Source organism: Parasphingorhabdus sp. W113 (genome assembly GCF_055693205.1).
Window position 1 is genome coordinate 2,765,355 of record NZ_CM146328.1, and the last position, 15,942, is coordinate 2,781,296.

The 15,942-nt window shown below is 57.0% G+C and carries 19 protein-coding genes; 6 read left to right on the forward strand and 13 right to left on the reverse strand.

Annotated elements, in window-relative coordinates; genetic code table 11:
• Positions 1-75: 75 nt before the first annotated feature.
• From ACZ1GS_RS13360 to ACZ1GS_RS13370, 3 genes are all read left to right on the forward strand, one after another.
• The gene (locus tag ACZ1GS_RS13360; protein ID WP_472695669.1) at positions 76-810 is read left to right on the forward strand and encodes an SIMPL domain-containing protein; all 735 of its coding nucleotides are present in this window, start codon (positions 76-78) and stop codon (positions 808-810) included.
• Positions 811-919: 109 nt separating this feature from the next.
• Entirely contained in the window at positions 920-1,345 is a 426-nt protein-coding gene (locus ACZ1GS_RS13365; RefSeq protein ID WP_472695670.1) for a thiol-disulfide oxidoreductase DCC family protein, read from the forward strand.
• Complete coding sequence (locus ACZ1GS_RS13370; RefSeq protein ID WP_472695671.1) at positions 1,342-2,985, forward strand: DUF4166 domain-containing protein; 1,644 nt, start codon at positions 1,342-1,344, stop codon at positions 2,983-2,985. Before ACZ1GS_RS13365 ends, ACZ1GS_RS13370 begins: the two co-directional genes overlap by 4 nt.
• On the opposite strand, the gene ACZ1GS_RS13375 is transcribed toward ACZ1GS_RS13370, so the two are convergent.
• From ACZ1GS_RS13375 to ACZ1GS_RS13405, 7 genes are all read right to left on the reverse strand, one after another.
• A complete protein-coding gene (locus ACZ1GS_RS13375) occupies positions 2,978-3,484 on the reverse strand; it encodes a DUF3617 domain-containing protein (protein ID WP_472695672.1) in 507 nt (168 codons plus the stop codon). The genes ACZ1GS_RS13370 and ACZ1GS_RS13375 overlap by 8 nt on opposite strands.
• 103 nt (positions 3,485-3,587) lie before the next feature.
• Positions 3,588-4,364 carry a tetratricopeptide repeat protein gene (locus ACZ1GS_RS13380; RefSeq protein ID WP_472695673.1) on the reverse strand — a complete coding sequence of 259 codons (777 nt, stop codon included), beginning with the start codon at positions 4,362-4,364 and terminating at the stop codon, positions 3,588-3,590.
• Between the two features lie 86 nt (positions 4,365-4,450).
• On the reverse strand, positions 4,451-5,197 hold the full coding sequence (locus ACZ1GS_RS13385) for an alpha/beta hydrolase (protein WP_472695674.1): 747 nt from the start codon (positions 5,195-5,197) through the stop codon (positions 4,451-4,453).
• A 152-nt stretch (positions 5,198-5,349) separates the two neighbouring features.
• A complete protein-coding gene (locus ACZ1GS_RS13390) occupies positions 5,350-5,703 on the reverse strand; it encodes a hypothetical protein (RefSeq protein WP_472695675.1) in 354 nt (117 codons plus the stop codon).
• Between the two features lie 76 nt (positions 5,704-5,779).
• Positions 5,780-5,971, reverse strand: a complete 192-nt coding sequence (locus ACZ1GS_RS13395) for a helix-turn-helix transcriptional regulator (protein WP_472695676.1) — start codon at positions 5,969-5,971, stop codon at positions 5,780-5,782.
• Positions 5,968-6,405, reverse strand: coding sequence for a hypothetical protein (locus ACZ1GS_RS13400; protein ID WP_472695677.1), 438 nt, complete (start codon positions 6,403-6,405; stop codon positions 5,968-5,970). The genes ACZ1GS_RS13395 and ACZ1GS_RS13400 overlap by 4 nt, the downstream gene beginning before the upstream one ends.
• A complete protein-coding gene (locus tag ACZ1GS_RS13405) occupies positions 6,402-6,833 on the reverse strand; it encodes a hypothetical protein (RefSeq protein ID WP_472695678.1) in 432 nt (143 codons plus the stop codon). Before ACZ1GS_RS13405 ends, ACZ1GS_RS13400 begins: the two co-directional genes overlap by 4 nt.
• Before the next feature lie 338 nt (positions 6,834-7,171).
• Between ACZ1GS_RS13405 and thrS the strand changes: the two genes are divergently transcribed.
• The 3 genes from thrS to infC all read left to right on the forward strand — a co-directional run bounded on the left by thrS (position 7,172) and on the right by infC (position 10,286).
• A complete protein-coding gene (gene thrS, locus ACZ1GS_RS13410) occupies positions 7,172-9,178 on the forward strand; it encodes a threonine--tRNA ligase (RefSeq protein ID WP_472695679.1) in 2,007 nt (668 codons plus the stop codon).
• The gene (copM, locus tag ACZ1GS_RS13415; RefSeq protein WP_472695680.1) at positions 9,175-9,648 is read left to right on the forward strand and encodes a CopM family metallochaperone; all 474 of its coding nucleotides are present in this window, start codon (positions 9,175-9,177) and stop codon (positions 9,646-9,648) included. Before thrS ends, copM begins: the two co-directional genes overlap by 4 nt.
• 98 nt (positions 9,649-9,746) lie before the next feature.
• Positions 9,747-10,286 carry a translation initiation factor IF-3 gene (infC, locus tag ACZ1GS_RS13420; RefSeq protein WP_472698141.1) on the forward strand — a complete coding sequence of 180 codons (540 nt, stop codon included), beginning with the start codon at positions 9,747-9,749 and terminating at the stop codon, positions 10,284-10,286.
• A 271-nt stretch (positions 10,287-10,557) separates the two neighbouring features.
• On the opposite strand, the gene msrA is transcribed toward infC, so the two are convergent.
• The 6 genes from msrA to ACZ1GS_RS13450 all read right to left on the reverse strand — a co-directional run bounded on the left by msrA (position 10,558) and on the right by ACZ1GS_RS13450 (position 15,928).
• Positions 10,558-11,295, reverse strand: coding sequence for a peptide-methionine (S)-S-oxide reductase MsrA (msrA, locus tag ACZ1GS_RS13425; protein ID WP_472695681.1), 738 nt, complete (start codon positions 11,293-11,295; stop codon positions 10,558-10,560).
• Between the two features lie 39 nt (positions 11,296-11,334).
• The gene (locus ACZ1GS_RS13430) at positions 11,335-11,493 is read right to left on the reverse strand and encodes a hypothetical protein (RefSeq protein WP_472695682.1); all 159 of its coding nucleotides are present in this window, start codon (positions 11,491-11,493) and stop codon (positions 11,335-11,337) included.
• A 146-nt stretch (positions 11,494-11,639) separates the two neighbouring features.
• Positions 11,640-12,842, reverse strand: a complete 1,203-nt coding sequence (locus tag ACZ1GS_RS13435; RefSeq protein WP_472695683.1) for a pyridoxal phosphate-dependent aminotransferase — start codon at positions 12,840-12,842, stop codon at positions 11,640-11,642.
• Positions 12,843-13,196: 354 nt separating this feature from the next.
• On the reverse strand, positions 13,197-13,745 hold the full coding sequence (locus ACZ1GS_RS13440; protein WP_472695684.1) for a hypothetical protein: 549 nt from the start codon (positions 13,743-13,745) through the stop codon (positions 13,197-13,199).
• A gap of 313 nt (positions 13,746-14,058) precedes the next feature.
• On the reverse strand, positions 14,059-14,523 hold the full coding sequence (locus ACZ1GS_RS13445) for a phosphate-starvation-inducible protein PsiE (RefSeq protein ID WP_472695685.1): 465 nt from the start codon (positions 14,521-14,523) through the stop codon (positions 14,059-14,061).
• 115 nt (positions 14,524-14,638) lie between these two features.
• Positions 14,639-15,928 carry an O-acetylhomoserine aminocarboxypropyltransferase gene (locus ACZ1GS_RS13450; protein ID WP_472695686.1) on the reverse strand — a complete coding sequence of 430 codons (1,290 nt, stop codon included), beginning with the start codon at positions 15,926-15,928 and terminating at the stop codon, positions 14,639-14,641.
• Between the last annotated feature and the right edge of the window lie 14 nt (positions 15,929-15,942).

Below are 15,942 nucleotides of genomic sequence, written 5' to 3' on the forward strand. Positions count from 1 at the left end.
TTCATCGTAATGACGGCATCACGAAACCGGGTCACTTGCAAACCATAGGACGCATCAGGCGAGAGGGAAAGACCAATGACAGAGAACCAGGAAACCGCGAAATTTCTCGACAAGGGAAACCATGTGCTGCTCGTGGGAGCGGGTATTTTATCGATCGGCCTGATCGCTGGCGGCTATCTGCTCGGCGATGGATTGCTGCGATCGAAAATGGCGGACCGGAGCGTGACCGTCCGCGGGCTGGCGGAGCGCGAAGTGACCGCTGATCTCGCCACCTGGACGATTGCCTATAGCGCACAAAGCAGCAGCCTCGCCGATGCGCAATCCGACATTGATCGCGATACCGCTGCCATTGGTGCCTTTTTCAAGGAACTCGGGTTCAAGGCCGATGCGCTGAAGCCGACCGGTGCCAATGTGAACCAGTATCGCAGCAACGGCATTCCCCAATATACCATTCGCCAGCGTCTGTCGCTGCGCACCGATGACATCGAAAAGGCCCAGGCCGCCGTCGCGCGGCAATTTGACCTGGTCCGCCGCGGGGTGGTTCTCGAGGACGGATCCGGGATGAGCTACACCTTCACCAAGCTGGACGAGATCAAACCCGAAATGGTTGCCGAAGCAACCAAGGATGCGCGCAAATCCGCCGAGCAATTTGCCCAGGACAGCGGCACCGACGTCGGCGGGATCAAGTCGGCCACCCAGGGCTATTTCTCGATCAATTCGAGAGACGGCGACGGTGGCGGCTATGGCGTCACCGACACGCCCTACAAAAAAGTACGAGTGGTCACGACGGTCAATTTCTATCTGGACTGATGGTGCGAAGCACGGAGCCCGGGAATAACGGCAAGACAATTGCCAACGATCGGGCTCTGTTGCGGATTGTTGCTGACCTGTCAGGATAAGCTGATATGAACGCAGGACGATGAGTCTTCCGCTGTCGGATCCGCGCGTCAAAACGCACAAGGTCATCGTTTTCGATGCAGAATGCGTGCTGTGCTCCGCCAATGCGCAATTCATCTTGAACCATGATCATCGCAAGCATTTTCTGCTGGCATCAATGCAGGGAGACTATGGCAGCACGCTGTACCGGAAATATGGCATCGATCCATCCAACCCGGAAACCCTGATTGTCGTGGACGGCGATCGTCTGTTCCGCAACAGCGATGCGGTTCTGGCGATCTATGCCGGTCTGGGCTGGCCGTGGAAAATCCTTTCGGTGTTGCGCGGCATACCCCGGGTTCTGCGCGATCCGGTCTATCTGTTCATCGCACGCAACCGCTATCGTATTTTCGGTCAGCGTTCCACCTGTTGGGTTCCCGACCCCGCATTCGAGGATCGCATGCTGTGAAAACAATCCTGGTGCTGGGCGGATATGGCGGATTTGGCGGACGGTTGTCGCATCTGCTCGCCAACCGCGGGTGTCATGTGCTGGTCTGCGGTCGCAATCTTCAAAAAGCCGAAATCTTTTGCAAAACCATCGCCAACGCCACGGCTGTTTCGGCCGATCGCGAGCAGGATTTGACCGATATTCTGGCCACGCTGCAACCCGATCTGGTGATTGATGCGGCCGGCCCCTTTCAGGACAGCAGCTATCGCGTCCCGCAACAATGCATTGCCGCCGGCATAGACTATCTCGACCTCGCCGATGGCCGGGATTTTGTGGCCGGCATTGGCCGGTTGGACAAGGATGCCAGAGCAGCCGGTGTCACGGTGATATCCGGCGCCTCAAGCGTTCCGGCCCTGTCAGGAGCGGTGGTCCGGCAGCTCAGTCGAAACATGGACCAGCTCACCGCGATCGAAATGGCAATCAGCGCGTCCAACCAGGCCACCGCGGGACCATCGGTGAGCGCTGCCATTCTAAGTTACGTTGGCAAGCCAATCGCCATATGGCGCGGGGGGCGCTCTGATGCCGGATATGGCTGGCAGGACGTGATCAACGTCCACTTCGGTCCGGTCCGCGGCCACACGGCAGGGGAACGCAGTGTTGGCCTCGCCGATGTGCCGGACCTGGCCTTGTTGCCATCCCAATATCCGGGCGTTTCCGCCGTTGCGTTTCGCGCCGGTACCGAATTGCGATTTCAGAACCGGGCTCTGTGGCTCGCAAGCTGGATGGTGCGATGGAATTGGCTAGGTTCGTTGCGTCCAATGGCGAGATTGCTGCTCTGGCTCCAGACCATCACCCGATCTTGGGGTACCGATGTGTCAGCAATGAACGTCCGCGTTTTCGGTTACGAGGGCCAAGAAGCGCTGGAGAAAAGCTGGACGCTTGTGGCCCGGGCAGGCGATGGCCCCCAGATTCCGGTTTTCGCGGCCGTCCTGCTGGCTGAGCAAATTCTACGGGGACAGGCCGAAACCGGTGCCTATGACGCCAGTCAGACATTGTCGCTGACCGAATTTCAGGACCTTTTCGATGCACATGCGATTGTTCATGAGACGGTTGTTCAGGCTGCCCGACCCTCGCTCTATCAGCGCGTGATGGGCGATCAATTTGCAAATCTGGCTCCCAGTCTGGCGCAGCTGCACAGCGTGCATCGGGACGCGGGATTTGTTGGTGAGGCGATCGTGACCCGCGGTCGCAATCCCGTTGCCAGGCTGGTGGCGCGGCTTTTCGGCTTCCCGACCGTCGGTCGTCATGATTTGCATGTCCATATCGCAGCGCAAAATGGCGAAGAACGCTGGACGCGGTCCTTTTCAGGCCAGAAATTCTCCAGCCGCCTGCAACAAACCGGTCCCTATCTCACCGAAAGTTTCGGGCCGTTCCGGTTTCACTTCGACCTGCCGCGAAGCGGTAATGAACTGTCCATGGCTTTGGCGGCCTGGCAAATGGGTCCGGTTCCACTGCCGCTGTTTCTCGCCCCCAAATCCCCCGCCAGGGAATGGGAAGCCGATGGCAAATTCCACCTCGATGTGCCCATTATCCTGCCGCTTTTTGGACTGATGGTGCACTATCGCGGTATTTTGGAACCGATTGGCAAGCGGCCTAGCTAGGGCAGTCGCCCTGGCGTTTGGCGCCGATGGTCATCGCCAGCTTCGCTTTGGCACCGCTGTTCGGCTCCTCGATATCAAAAGCCATTTCGCTATCAAAGCCCTCGGGGTTGGCCGCGCCAGTCATTTTGATCGCGACATCTCCTCTTCCGGTTCCGGTGCAGGTCATCTCGAGATCGATGGTCGTTGCCGAGCCTTCGTCCTTTTGTGTGGTGCATTGGCCGCCGAGCGCGTTCGACATCTGTTTTGCCGCTTCTTTCCATTGCTGGCCATCGTCATTGCCCTGCAGGCAGAACAGGCCGTCATTATTGCCCAAAGCCGAATTTTCCATGGTCGCAATGGTCTGTTGCTTCACATTTTCGGGCAGACCAGGAAAGTCGAGTTGGGTAATCTTTACGGTCTGCCTATACTGGCCAGCCACGGGTCCGCCATCATCGCTCTGGCCGCAGGCGGCGAGCATGAGGGGCAAAGAGAGCAGCGGAAGGAGAAGGGTCTTCGTCATCGGTAAGCGCCTTTTTATTGGGTGATGCTCTCTGCCTAAAGACCTGCACGGGAAATGCAAACCTTCACAGGTCTGGATAGCCGCCACGTCCCATTTGGGAACGCTAGTTTTCGGAAACGCTGGTGACCAACTGGACGAGATATTTTTCCGCAACTTTGGCAGATCGGCTTTCTGCATCAATCGCGACCGTCTTTTCCCAATGGGCTTTGGCCGCAGTGGCGTCACCGGCCGAATAAGCGATGTTGCCCAGTTCCAAGGCGATGGCGGGATCACCCGGAGCGAGCTTTGCCGCGACCGCGATATCGGCCTGAGCCAGAACCAGATCATTCATCCGCCGCGCCAGTGTTGCGGATAGCAGCCAGCCGAGCGGGTCTTGCGGCGCCAATTCGTGGACCAGCGCAAATTCCGACTTGGCGGCCGGATAATTGTCGAGCGCAACCTGCGCCCGCGCGCGATCAAGATGCACCTCGCCTTTGGCCAGACCCGTCAGACTGCCCTGAACCAGCGCGGCATTGAGATATTCCAGCGCCTTGTCCGGCTTTTGGTTGGCGAGCGCGGCATTGCCGGCTTGCGCCCAGAAATTCGCGACCCGGGGATAGCGCGCAATTTCAGCCTCCCGGGCGGCTTCGACAAAGGCCGTGGTTGCGGCATCCCATTTAAACTGTTCCGCATAGGCAAAGCCGAGACAATGGCGGGCGAGAAAACCGCCGCCTTCCAAACGCCACTGATTGGCTTGCACAATTCCGCTTTGCGGATCGTCCACTGCCAGATCGATACAGGCGTTGAACCGGACTTCGGTCATGGTCATCGGCGCCGAGGGATCTTCGGCCAGAACCGGAGCGGCTTGTGCCAGAAGGAGCAGGAGGGGGGCAGAAATCATATTGGGGTCCGTGATTTGCGCATCTGTTGCAAGCCTTTGCGGAAGGGCAGAATAAGGCCGGCTTTCACGACGATGCAGTCATATTTTTAATCCAGTCCGGCGACGATATCGATCAGCAAGGCAATATCCTGATCGCGCGACAGCCGGTGATCGCCGTCTTTTACCAGATGGACCTGCACTTGATCTGAACGCATTTTCTTCGCGATTTCGAGAGCATAGGCCCAGGGCACATCCTCATCCTGCTGGCCGTGCAACAGACGCACCGGACCATCAAATGCAATCTCCTTGTGCAACAGCCGATTGGCTTCACCCGACTGCCAGAAAATCTGCGTCGTGACATAAGGATCATCGCTATACTCGCTGGTTTCTTCGAGCTTTCCTTCGCGCAAAATCGTCATTTTCTGCTCCTGCGAGAAGCCCCAGTCCGTGAAATCGGGCGCTGCTGCAATACCGACCAGCGCCTTGACCCGCATCGGTCGCGCCAGCGCGACCAGCAGCATCAGCCACCCGCCCATCGACGAACCGACCAATGTGATCGAACCCGCGGTAACTTTCTCGATCAGAAAAAGCACATCATCGCGCCAGTCGATCAGGCTTTGCTGTTCGAAATCACCGGCACTGGCGCCGCAGCCGGCATAGTCCAGCCGCAACATGGCGCGGCCTTCCCGCTCTGCCCATTGATCCAGCGCCAAGGCCTTGCCGCCTTCCATATCGGACATATAGCCCGGCAGGAATACCAGCGTGCTGCCAGTAACGCCCGGTTTAGCCGGCCGGTAACAATAGGCCAGATCGGTGCCGCCCGGGCGCTGCATGTAGAGTATATCGTCTTCCATTTGCTCTGGTCGCCTTATCTTGTCCGTGCCCCCGGTCCGACCGGAGGACGATCTGTCAAAGTCGAGCATTAGGGCAGCCGCCTAGCGCTTAGCAACCCAGATATAAACCAGGCGCCTGATGCGTTGGCCGGTGGTCCAATGGCCGATCCGCCTCAGACGTGCGCCGATCCGAAATAGACGATAGCGAGACACAGGAACGCGATGATCAACATGCCGACACCGCTGAGCACAGGCGGCTTGTGTTTGGGCAGCAGTCCCGCGAGTTCGGCGGGAGGTTCCCCGGCAAAACCAAGCTGCCAATGCGGCCGCGCCTTGATGCCGTCTTCCAGACCGAATACATGGGCGCCGCCAATCAGCCCGCGATAGACCAGATCACCGAAATGATAGGCTTCGCTGCGGATTTGGTTTTCAAAAAACAGGAACGTGTTCCCAATAGTCTCGATCCGCACGGTGCGTTTGCGTGCGCCTTTGGCATCGCGATGCCAGACCGGAGAATTACTGCTCATAACCGAAAAACATATAGTCGCTCGCGGTTACCAAATGTTTACCGCGCGGATTTTGGAAAATCGCTCACCCGCCACCTCATTCGGGGATGAAGATCTCCTCAATCGTCATGTCAAAAAGGCTGGCAATCCTGAACGCGAGCGGCAGCGACGGGTCGTATTTTCCGGTTTCGATCGCATTCACGCTCTGACGAGACACGTGCAAACGGCCAGCAAGATCCGCCTGCGACCAGTCCCGTTCGGCGCGCAGCACCTTCAGCCGGTTCTTCATGCACGCCACCGGACAAGGCCGCCGGCAATGCCGAAGCTGGCCAACCAGAGCACGCCAAGCCATTGCGGGCCATCTTCCGCCAGTTCATAAACATTGAGAAACTGCCAGATTGTTGCGGCACATAACGTGATGGCGGTGGCGACCATGATCTGTTTGGTAACCAGAAAGCGTTGATATTCGTCTTCCATTTCGACCAGCAAGCGAAAGATCGTCCAGAACACGCCGCACATCGGCAAGGCGGTCAGAAGCGCAAGCAGATAGACCAGCAATCCGGTGGGTGGAGACGCCGAATTGTGCCATGACAGGCCCGCAACGAGGATCACCATATAGGCCATCATGAACAGTCCGATGCGCCAGAAATAGCGCTTCATCGATGGCGGAACTCCTGGTTTGCCAAAGCCTTGCGGTTCGTTTTGCGGTTCCATGTTGTTCATCCGTTCAATCCCCTGATCCGATGGAAGAAATAGCCCAGGCCCCATGCCAGTATCAGGATAGCCACCAGGGATTCGGCGCTCAGCAACCCGATATGGTCGGCGAAGATCAAGCTGATCATATTGGAGAAAACCGCCGTGATCACCGCAATGATCGCGCCATTGGCCATTAATTGATAGTGATAGTCCTCGATTTTCCGGCGATCTAGCGCCGCGCCGAGGGTTGCAAAAAAGGCCAAGGCGATCACCAGCGGAAAGAAAACCAGCAATTTGACCAGAGACGTTGCGCTTCCGGGAATCGGGTTGGCCGGTTCGATCACCGCCAAAACCAGCATCGCAGCGCCAGCCAGAATCAGAAACCCGAACATCCAGTCCGGCTTCAACAGGCGGCAAAAGCGCCGCCATAGCCCGAGCGAGGCCTTATTTGTCATCACAACACCGCAATGAACAGGATCGCCAAGGCGGCCCAAATGCTGATATTTTCACTTTTGCTCAGCGGACGGCAGCGCCGTTCTCTCATTTTCATCGTCAATCTCCTTCAGAATCACCGGACCAGATGTCAGGTTTCCTTGACTTTATTGATCGGATTCGCACAAATGTCAAGTGTCCATGACATTATGACAATATTCCTTTCCTACATCTAGCACGCGCGCTATGCTCAGGGCAGTTGACTTGACCGGATCAACCACTAAGGCAATCAATATTCAGGACTCCCGGTTTTCTAGGATTCCGGGGTGAGAACTGTGTGAACTTTAGAGATTGAACGCCCATGACCAAAATGATCAAGATAACCCTTCCCGACGGCAGCGCGCGTGAAGTGGCTATGGGCACCACACCGGCGCAAATTGCCGCCGATATCGGGCCGGGACTGGCCAAGGCAGCGCTGGCTGCGCGCATCGACGGCGAAGTGCGCGACATCATGCGCCCCCTGGAGGTCGATACCGAACTGGCGCTGATCACATCCCGTGACGAGGCCGACGCGCTTGAACTCGCCCGCCATGACTTTGCGCATGTGCTCGCCGAGGCCGTGCAGAATTTGTTTCCCGGGACCCAGATTACGTTCGGCCCCTCGACGGACGACGGATTCTATTACGACTTTGCGCCTGCCGGTGATCCGTTCACCGATGAAGATCTGCCCAAGATTGAAGAAGAAATGCGGCGGATCATCAAGGCGGACAAACCACTGCGCCGGGAAGTCTGGGACCGCAATGATCTGATCGCCTTGTGGAAAAAGGATGGCGAAAGCTTCAAGGCTGAATGGGCCGCAGAATTGCCTGAAGGCGACGAAATCAGCGTCTACTGGTCCGGCGACGACTGGATGGACATGTGCCGCGGGCCGCATCTGGCGTCGACCGGCAAGCTCGACCCTGCCGCGTTCAAACTCATGCGCGTGTCCGGCGCCTATTGGCGCGGGGATCAGCGCAATCCGCAGCTTTCGCGGATCTACGGCACCGGCTGGCTGAACAAGAAACAGCTCAAGGCCCATCTCGTCCGACTTGAGGAAGCGGCGAAACGCGACCATCGCAAACTCGGCCAGGAAATGGACCTGTTCCATATTCAGGCCGAAGCGCAGGGCAGCATTTTCTGGCACGCCAAGGGCTTTACGATCTGGCGGGAGCTCGAAGCCTATATGCGCCGGGCGATTGACGCGACCGGCTATGAGGAAATCAAGACGCCGCAATTGATGGACGTCAAGCAGTGGGAAAGTTCCGGTCACTGGGGCAAATATTCCGAGAATATGTTTGCCGTCCCCGACGAGGTTCCCGATGCTGACGGCGAAGGACCGGTCATTCGCGGTGACGCGGACATGATGGCGATCAAGCCGATGAACTGCCCCGCCCATGTGCTGGTGTTCCGGCAGGGGATCAAGAGTTACCGCGATCTGCCCTTGCGCTTGTTTGAACATGGCTGCTGCCACCGCAACGAACCCCATGGGGCGTTGCATGGCTTGATGCGGGTGCGTCAATTCACCCAGGATGATGCGCATATATTTTGCCGGGAAGACCAGATTGTCGACGAGGTTCGCGCCTTCTGTGCGCTTGCCGACCGGGTCTATCGCGACATGGGTTTTGAAGGCTATTCGATCAAGCTCGCCTTGCGGCCGGAGAAGCGGTTTGGCACCGATGCGGAATGGGACCAGGCCGAGAACGAACTGCGCCAGGCGGTCGTTGACGAAGGCATGGCGACCGAGGAATATGGTTGGGAAGAATTGCCCGGCGAAGGTGCCTTTTATGCGCCCAAGCTCGAATGGCATTTGACCGATGCGATTGGCCGCACCTGGCAAGTAGGGACGATCCAGTCCGACCGTGTGTTGCCCGAGCGTCTCGACGCCAGCTATATCGGCGAGGACGGTGATCGCCATCGTCCGGTCATGCTGCATCGCGCGATCTTCGGGTCTTATGAGCGGTTCATTGGCATTTTGATCGAGCATTTTGCCGGTCGCATGCCGACCTGGCTAGCACCAACCCAGGCGGTTGTCGCGACGATCGTGACCGATGCCAATGGCTATGCGGAAGATGTTGCTGCCAAGCTCAGGGCCGCCGGCATTCGGGTTTCCGCCGATCTGCGAAACGAGAAAATCAACTATAAGGTTCGCGAACATTCGCTCGCCAAGGTGCCCTATATTTTCGTCGTCGGCATGCGCGAAGCCGAAGAAGGCAAGGTCGCCGTGCGCCGGTTGGGACAGAAGGAACAGCAGTTCCTTGCCGTTGACGATGCGATCGCGATGCTCAAGCAGGATGCCCTGCCACCGGATTTGAAAGGGGAACAAGCATGAAAACAGGACCAATATTATCAATTGCCGGCTGCGCGCTGCTGATCATTGCCTGCCAGCCGGTTGACGGCAATGCCCAAAAGGCCGACAAAAAGCCCATGCAGATGATCGAGAAGAATGACGCCGTAAAGGCCTATGAAGCCGCCAATGCGCGGATGCATGCGGGCATGAACCGGATCGATCCCGATCCCGATATCGCCTTCATGCAGGGCATGATCCCGCACCATGAAGGCGCCGTCGAAATGGCCGAAATAGTCCTGAAATATGGCAAGGATCCGGAAGTTCGCGCGCTCGCCGAGGCGGTGATCAAGACCCAGACCGTGGAAATTGCGCAGATGCAAGACTGGCTCAAAAAGCGCGATGCCTTACCCGGAACGGCCAAGCGTCAGGTGCCGAAAGCCGGCGATCCGGGCGCCCCGCGCAATCCGGAGATCATTACCGAAGCCGATCCCGATGATCATTCTGGCCATTGATCGCACCTCTGTGAGGCATTACATGCATATAAGAATTTGCGACCATGGCGATTCCCCGCTATTGGCCGGGTTCATTTGATAAATCAGGAGTATTTAACATAGCTGCACCACCACGCCGTCCAACGCCACCCGTCAAAGGCGGTCCGCGTTTCAATAACCTCATCAATTCCGACACTGTGCGGGTGATCGACGACAAGGGTGAAAATCTCGGCGTCATGAACACCGGCGAAGCGATCGAACGAGCCAAGGATGTTGGCCTTGATCTGGTGGAAGTGTCGCCAAATGCCAATCCTCCGGTTGCGAAATTTCTGGACGTCGGCAAGTTCAAATATGAGTCGCAGAAAAAGGCCAATGCCGCGCGCAAGACGCAAAAGGTGCAGGACGTTAAAGAGATCAAGATGCGTCCGAATATCGATGATCACGATTATCAGGTCAAAATGCGCAACGTGAACAAGTTCATCGACAATGGTGACAAGGTCAAAGTCACCTTGCGTTTCCGCGGTCGCGAAATGTCGCATCAGCAACTCGGCATGCAATTGCTGCAGCGGGTGCAGGAAGACACCAAGGAAACCGCGAAAGTGGAGGCCTATCCCAAGCTGGAAGGCCGTCAGATGCTGATGGTGCTCTGCCCGAAATAGACTGGCAGTTTCCTTTGTTCCGGTGATGGCCGCAATTGCCTCTCAGGGCGACAGCGGCCATTTCTTTTGGTGGTTCCGGTTGCCCAGGGTGATTTCAATCGGGCTGGCTGCGGGCGATCCACAGGAAAGCGATGCCGACAACCAGCGCCGCCATTGCAATCACGATTTCAAACTCCTGGTTGACCATTGTCCCTGCCCTCTGGAATGGTCCCTTGTACCAAAGCGGGCCTAATAGGCGGTTAAGCCGTAACGGCTTTTCCAGACAGAGCCGTTAAGTCACAGGCTTTGCACGATATTGTTTGGGGAAATGCCGCTTCAGATTGGCGATTTTGGGCTTGTCCCAGCGGACGATATAGCCCTGGCGGGGGTTTTTCTGCATGAAATCCTGATGATAGGTTTCTGCGCGGTAAAAGGCCTTTTGGCTCTCGATCTTGGTGACGATCGGGCGCTTCCAATATTTGCCCTTGTTCAGTTCCGCGATGTAAGCCCGGGCGGCTTTCGCCTGGGCCGCATTGGTCGGGATCAGCGCGGACCGGTAATGCTTGCCGCGATCCGGCCCCTGCGCGTTCAAGGTTGTCGGGTCGGCAATGACCGAAAAGAAGATATGCATCAGCTGCCCATAGCTGACCTGCTGCGGGTCATAGACCACACGCACCGCTTCGGCATGGTTGGTCAACCCGGCACTGACCAGCTGATAGGTCGCGCCTCGCTTGGTTCCGCCATGATAGCCGGACGCCGCAGTGATCACGCCCTTGGTATGTTCGAACACGCCTTCAACGCCCCAGAAGCAGCCACCGGCAAAAATGGCAACGGCGCGCCGGCCTTTTTCGGTAGCGTTGATCCGCGGCGCCGGGATGATTGTCGCTTTTTCTGCGGCATGGGCTTCGCCGACCAGCAGGCTCGATCCGTGATCCGGTTGCAACGCACCACCGCTCATGCCCGCCCAGACGACCGCGAAAGTCGCTATGCCAGCGCCGGCAACCGCCAATTTGGGAAAGATATTGCTCATGTCCAAGCCTCTGTTATCGATTGCACATCATTGTGCCTGTTAGCCCAGCAACTGGCTGGCCGCGCTCATCGTCGATGTCAGCGTCTGGCTGAATTCCTGTTGATCCTGTACGGGTTGCATGAAAAACAAGACCAGCGCGCCAAGAATGAATCCGCCGCTCAGGCTGTAGGTCAAATCTGATTTCAAAAATTTCGCCATCACTATTTCCTGTTGTGGTTACCCTCCTGTTCGGAGGTTCCCCTGAATTGGTTACAGTAATAATGTAAGCGGCCTGTCGCCGTTGTGAACAGCATCACAGGGCGACATTCAGTTTGGCCGCGCCAAGATTTTCTTTTCAGATCCGCTTAGCGTAACGCCGCACAAGCCCGCTGGATGCGGGTACAGGCATCGCGCAATATGTCTTCGGACGTCGCGTAGCTGATCCGGAAAGCCGGTGACAAACCGAAAGCCGCGCCATGGACCGCAGCCACTTGCGCTTCATCGAGAAAATAACCGATCAGATCCTGATCGCTGTTGATCACCTTACCATCCGGCGTCGCCTTGCCGATCAGTTCGCTGGCATCGGGATAGACATAAAAGGCCCCTTCCGGCGTCGGACAGATCAGCCCTGGTGTGTCGTTAATCATCGAGACCACCAGATCGCGCCGCTTCTTGAACGCCGCGTTGCGGTCGGCGAGAAAGTCCTGCGGACCGTTAAGCGCTGCCACTGCAGCGGCCTGCGATATAGAGCAAGGGTTGGACGTCGACTGCGACTGCAATTTCCGCATCGCACTGATCAGCCATTCCGGTCCTCCGGCATAGCCGACCCGCCAGCCGGTCATCGCATAGGCCTTCGAACAGCCATTCACCGTCAGCGTCCGGTCATAGAGATCGGGACAGACCTGCGCGATCGTCGTGAACGGAAAATCGGCATACCAGATATGCTCGTACATATCGTCGGTCATCACCATAACCTGTTCATGGCGCAGCAGCACCTCGCCAAGCGCCTTCAGCTCAGCGCCGCTATAGGCGGCACCGGTCGGGTTGGACGGCGAGTTGAGGATCAGCCATTTGGTCTGCGGCGTAATCGCCGCTTCGAGCTGCTCGGGCGTGATTTTGTAATTCTGATCGGCGCCCGCTTCGACCACCACGGGCTTGCCGCCGGCGAAATTGACAATATCGGGATAGCTCACCCAGTAAGGCGCCGGAATAACCACCTCGTCACCGGCGTCGAGCGTCGCGACCAGCGCGTTAAACAAAGTGTGCTTGCCGCCATTATTGACCGAAATCTGCGACGGTGTGTAGGTCAGGTCATTGTCGCGCTGAAACTTCGCGATCACCGCTTCCTTCACAGCCGTGGTGCCGTCGACTGTCGTGTAATTGGTGTCCCCGTCCCGAATCGCCTTGATCGCCGCTTCCTTGACAAAATCCGGCGTATCGAAATCCGGTTCTCCAGCGGACAGGCCAATGACGTCTATGCCTTGCGCCTTGAGTTCGGTGACACGGCCCGACATTGCCATCGTCGCGGATGGTTGAATTCTGCCGAGGGCTTGCGAAAGTTGGGTCATGGGGAAAATCCTGTTTCAGGTCCGTACAGCCGAGGCATAATGAGGTTGCTGTTGCGGTGCAACAGGGAGATTGGCGGGAACCGAATTTTCCCAACCAGTTCACACCGCATGGGGTGTTTCTTTGGGTGAGAATTTCCCATATACCATTGATTTTATTGGTATATAGACAGTTTCTCGCGATTCTAGTGTGACCTTTGAAAAGATCCGCAGACACGCGGTCGACCGTGCGATGGGGAAATGGACTCATCATGCACCCAACATGGCCGAAACAGGCTGGTGTAGGAAAGACGTTGCGAGAAGAAATCTTAGATCAATGTCTTCAACCCGGAAACTTGGTCACTGTTACAATCGCAGCTAAAATGTTCCGGGATAGCGTTGCCGCTGCAATTCGCACCAGTCGCGTTGCATGGTTCCATGATAGAAACACGTCCAAGGATCACCGCCATTTTTCCAACAATCCGTTTCTGTGTTCCGGCCAGCCGTCACACAGGGATCAGTATAGCCTGGAATTCCAGGGTCTATTACGCCTCCGCCCAGCGCCCAGGGCGGAAACCCCAGTATCTTGTTCAAATCATACCGCGCCGACACTGGTGGACCATAGTCATTTCCACCGCAATCGCAGCTATCCAGATTGTGGGTTGTCGTTGTGGTCGTCATCACATCGGCGTCGGGCTTGACGCCAACCCGGTATGATTTGCTGCCATCAATAGGCTCTACGGCACCGACGTCATCAGCCGAAATTGTCAGAACCGTACCTCTAACGGTTTCAATCGCCACAAATCCTTTGTCCGCAGGTGCAGGCCGTCCCGCAAACCAGGCGAGATGGCCTTCCTGCAGACGGTCGCGATCAGACTTCCGTTTTTCAGATTGGCATTTCTTTGCAAAGTCTTCAATTGCGCTCATTACATCCTCCTATAGACAGACAGCGTTAAGCGGCCCCCGGCTTCCCGGACCGTTCTTTCAATTGCGACCTCAATAATCTGGTAATTTATACTAATATGTTTTTGAACTAATGCGGAGCAGTGAACAAAAAACTCTTTAGATTTCAGCAATTAGTTTATATTCTGCGACTGCTGACTAGCTCCTTGATACTCTATTTTTGACTGGCTATCAAGTCACCGGGATGGATGGCCGCGATCGGAACAGGCCTCGCCAAACCGCAGGGCCCCATTTTCTGCCATCACCGTGCCAAAAAAGCCGTCATCCTGAACGTGTTTCAGGATCCATCCCCGACAAAGGCCTTCGGGCTGATCCGCGATTTCAATATGATCACCGCGGCGATGGCGAGCAACAGGATGGCGGCGGCCTCGTAGAGGATATTTTCCGGCGCCATGTCCTTGCCCTGCAACACGATCAGCCGGGCCAGCGCGGTCATCGCAATGAAGATCGGATAGACAAAGGGCGAACCGCGACCGGTATAGAAGACCGCAATCATGCCAATCACCTCGGTATAGAGAAACATCAGCAATATGTCGGCCAGATCGATATCGCGCGCTTCATAGGCGGACCACAGCTCGAGTCCGGCAGCAATGATCGTCATCAGCGCGATGATCGCCAGCAAGACCCGTTCAATGCCGCGAAAGGCCAAACCCGGCAGCGAGGATTCCTGAACTTCGCGCGCCATCACCGGCGGCGCGGATCGGGACGGCGCCTCGCTATCGGAAGATGGGCGATCGGGCATGCCGCCCAATCTTACTCCAGTTGGGCGAATATCGCAAAAAACCGCGATGGTTTCCGTCACTCAACCAAGTTGCTACCGGGCGCTATACTAGAAAAAGGCGAATGGATAGCGGCGGTTACAGAGTCGCCAGTGCCTGATCCATATCGGCGATAATATCATCAATATGCTCGATCCCGACCGACACCCGGACCACATCCGGTCCAGCACCGGCTTCCACCTGATTGGCTTCGCTGAGCTGGCGATGGGTTGTCGATGAAGGGTGGATGATCAGCGAGCGGGTGTCGCCAATATTGGCGAGATGACTGAACATGTTGACCGCACTGACCAGCTTCACACCGGCATCATAGCCGCCTTTGAGGCCAAAGGTGAACACCGCCCCGCCCTGGCCGCCGAGATATTTCTGCGCCAGTCCATGATAGGGGCTGTCGGGCAGACCGGCATAGGAGACCCAGTCGACCGCCGCGTGATTCTGCAGCCATTGGGCCAGAGCCATGGCGTTGGCACAGTGGCGTTCCATCCGCAGCGTCAGGGTTTCCATGCCGGTCAGGATGTTGAAGGCATTTTGCGGTGCCAGCGCCGGACCGAGATCCCGCAGCGACAAGGCTCGGGCTGCAAGAATGAACGCCAGCTCGCCAAAGGCTTCGGTAAATACCTTGCCATGATAGGAGGGATTGGGCTGGTTGAGAAACGCGAATTTGTCGCTTTGCGTCCAGTCGAATTTGCCCGAATCAACGATCAATCCGGCAATCGAATTGCCATGGCCACCGAGAAATTTGGTTCCGCTCTCGACCACAATATCAGCGCCATGTTCGATCGGACGGCACAGGGCCGGAGAGGCCATGGTATTGTCAACAATCAACGGAATGCCGGCGGCATGGGCGATGTCGGCAATCGCGGCGATATCCTGCACAACACCGCCGGGATTGGCGAGGCTTTCGATAAACACACAGCGCGTCGCATCGGTAATCGCCGCCTGCACCGCATCGAGATCGTCCGCATCGACAAAGCTGACGTCCCAGCCAAATTTCTTGAAACTGTGGCCGAGCTGGTTGAGCGATCCGCCATAAAGTTTTTTCGCCGCAACGATATGCGCACCGGGGTCCATCAGTACATGAAAAGCCAGCAATTGCGCGGCATGGCCGGACGCCACGGCAAGCCCGGCCAGCCCGCCTTCCATCGCCGCAATCTTGCCTTCAAGCGCGCCATTGGTCGGATTGGTGATCCGCGTATAGATATTGCCGACCGCATCGAGATTGAACAGATTCGCCGCGTGATCGACATCATCAAACACATAGGATGCGGTCTGATAAATCGGCGTGATCCGGGCATTGGTGGTCGGATCCGGTTCGGTGCCGGCATGCACGGCGAGCGTTTCGAGACGGTCTTTCGGAGGGGATTGGGTCATAGATGAAGCCTTTG

Excerpts from the sequence above, each read along its gene's own strand:
- ACZ1GS_RS13360 (WP_472695669.1), top strand. The coding sequence starts at position 76 with ATGACAGAGAACCAGGAAACCGCGAAATTTCTCGACAAGGGAAACCAT.
- ACZ1GS_RS13365 (WP_472695670.1), top strand. The coding sequence starts at position 920 with ATGAGTCTTCCGCTGTCGGATCCGCGCGTCAAAACGCACAAGGTCATC.
- ACZ1GS_RS13375 (WP_472695672.1), bottom strand. The coding sequence starts at position 3,484 with ATGACGAAGACCCTTCTCCTTCCGCTGCTCTCTTTGCCCCTCATGCTC.
- ACZ1GS_RS13380 (WP_472695673.1), bottom strand. The coding sequence starts at position 4,364 with ATGATTTCTGCCCCCCTCCTGCTCCTTCTGGCACAAGCCGCTCCGGTT.
- ACZ1GS_RS13385 (WP_472695674.1), bottom strand. The coding sequence starts at position 5,197 with ATGGAAGACGATATACTCTACATGCAGCGCCCGGGCGGCACCGATCTG.
- ACZ1GS_RS13390 (WP_472695675.1), bottom strand. The coding sequence starts at position 5,703 with ATGAGCAGTAATTCTCCGGTCTGGCATCGCGATGCCAAAGGCGCACGC.
- ACZ1GS_RS13395 (WP_472695676.1), bottom strand. The coding sequence starts at position 5,971 with ATGAAGAACCGGCTGAAGGTGCTGCGCGCCGAACGGGACTGGTCGCAG.
- ACZ1GS_RS13400 (WP_472695677.1), bottom strand. The coding sequence starts at position 6,405 with ATGAACAACATGGAACCGCAAAACGAACCGCAAGGCTTTGGCAAACCA.
- ACZ1GS_RS13405 (WP_472695678.1), bottom strand. The coding sequence starts at position 6,833 with ATGACAAATAAGGCCTCGCTCGGGCTATGGCGGCGCTTTTGCCGCCTG.
- thrS (WP_472695679.1), top strand. The coding sequence starts at position 7,172 with ATGACCAAAATGATCAAGATAACCCTTCCCGACGGCAGCGCGCGTGAA.
- copM (WP_472695680.1), top strand. The coding sequence starts at position 9,175 with ATGAAAACAGGACCAATATTATCAATTGCCGGCTGCGCGCTGCTGATC.
- msrA (WP_472695681.1), bottom strand. The coding sequence starts at position 11,295 with ATGAGCAATATCTTTCCCAAATTGGCGGTTGCCGGCGCTGGCATAGCG.
- ACZ1GS_RS13430 (WP_472695682.1), bottom strand. The coding sequence starts at position 11,493 with ATGGCGAAATTTTTGAAATCAGATTTGACCTACAGCCTGAGCGGCGGA.
- ACZ1GS_RS13435 (WP_472695683.1), bottom strand. The coding sequence starts at position 12,842 with ATGACCCAACTTTCGCAAGCCCTCGGCAGAATTCAACCATCCGCGACG.
- ACZ1GS_RS13440 (WP_472695684.1), bottom strand. The coding sequence starts at position 13,745 with ATGAGCGCAATTGAAGACTTTGCAAAGAAATGCCAATCTGAAAAACGG.
- ACZ1GS_RS13445 (WP_472695685.1), bottom strand. The coding sequence starts at position 14,523 with ATGCCCGATCGCCCATCTTCCGATAGCGAGGCGCCGTCCCGATCCGCG.
- ACZ1GS_RS13450 (WP_472695686.1), bottom strand. The coding sequence starts at position 15,928 with ATGACCCAATCCCCTCCGAAAGACCGTCTCGAAACGCTCGCCGTGCAT.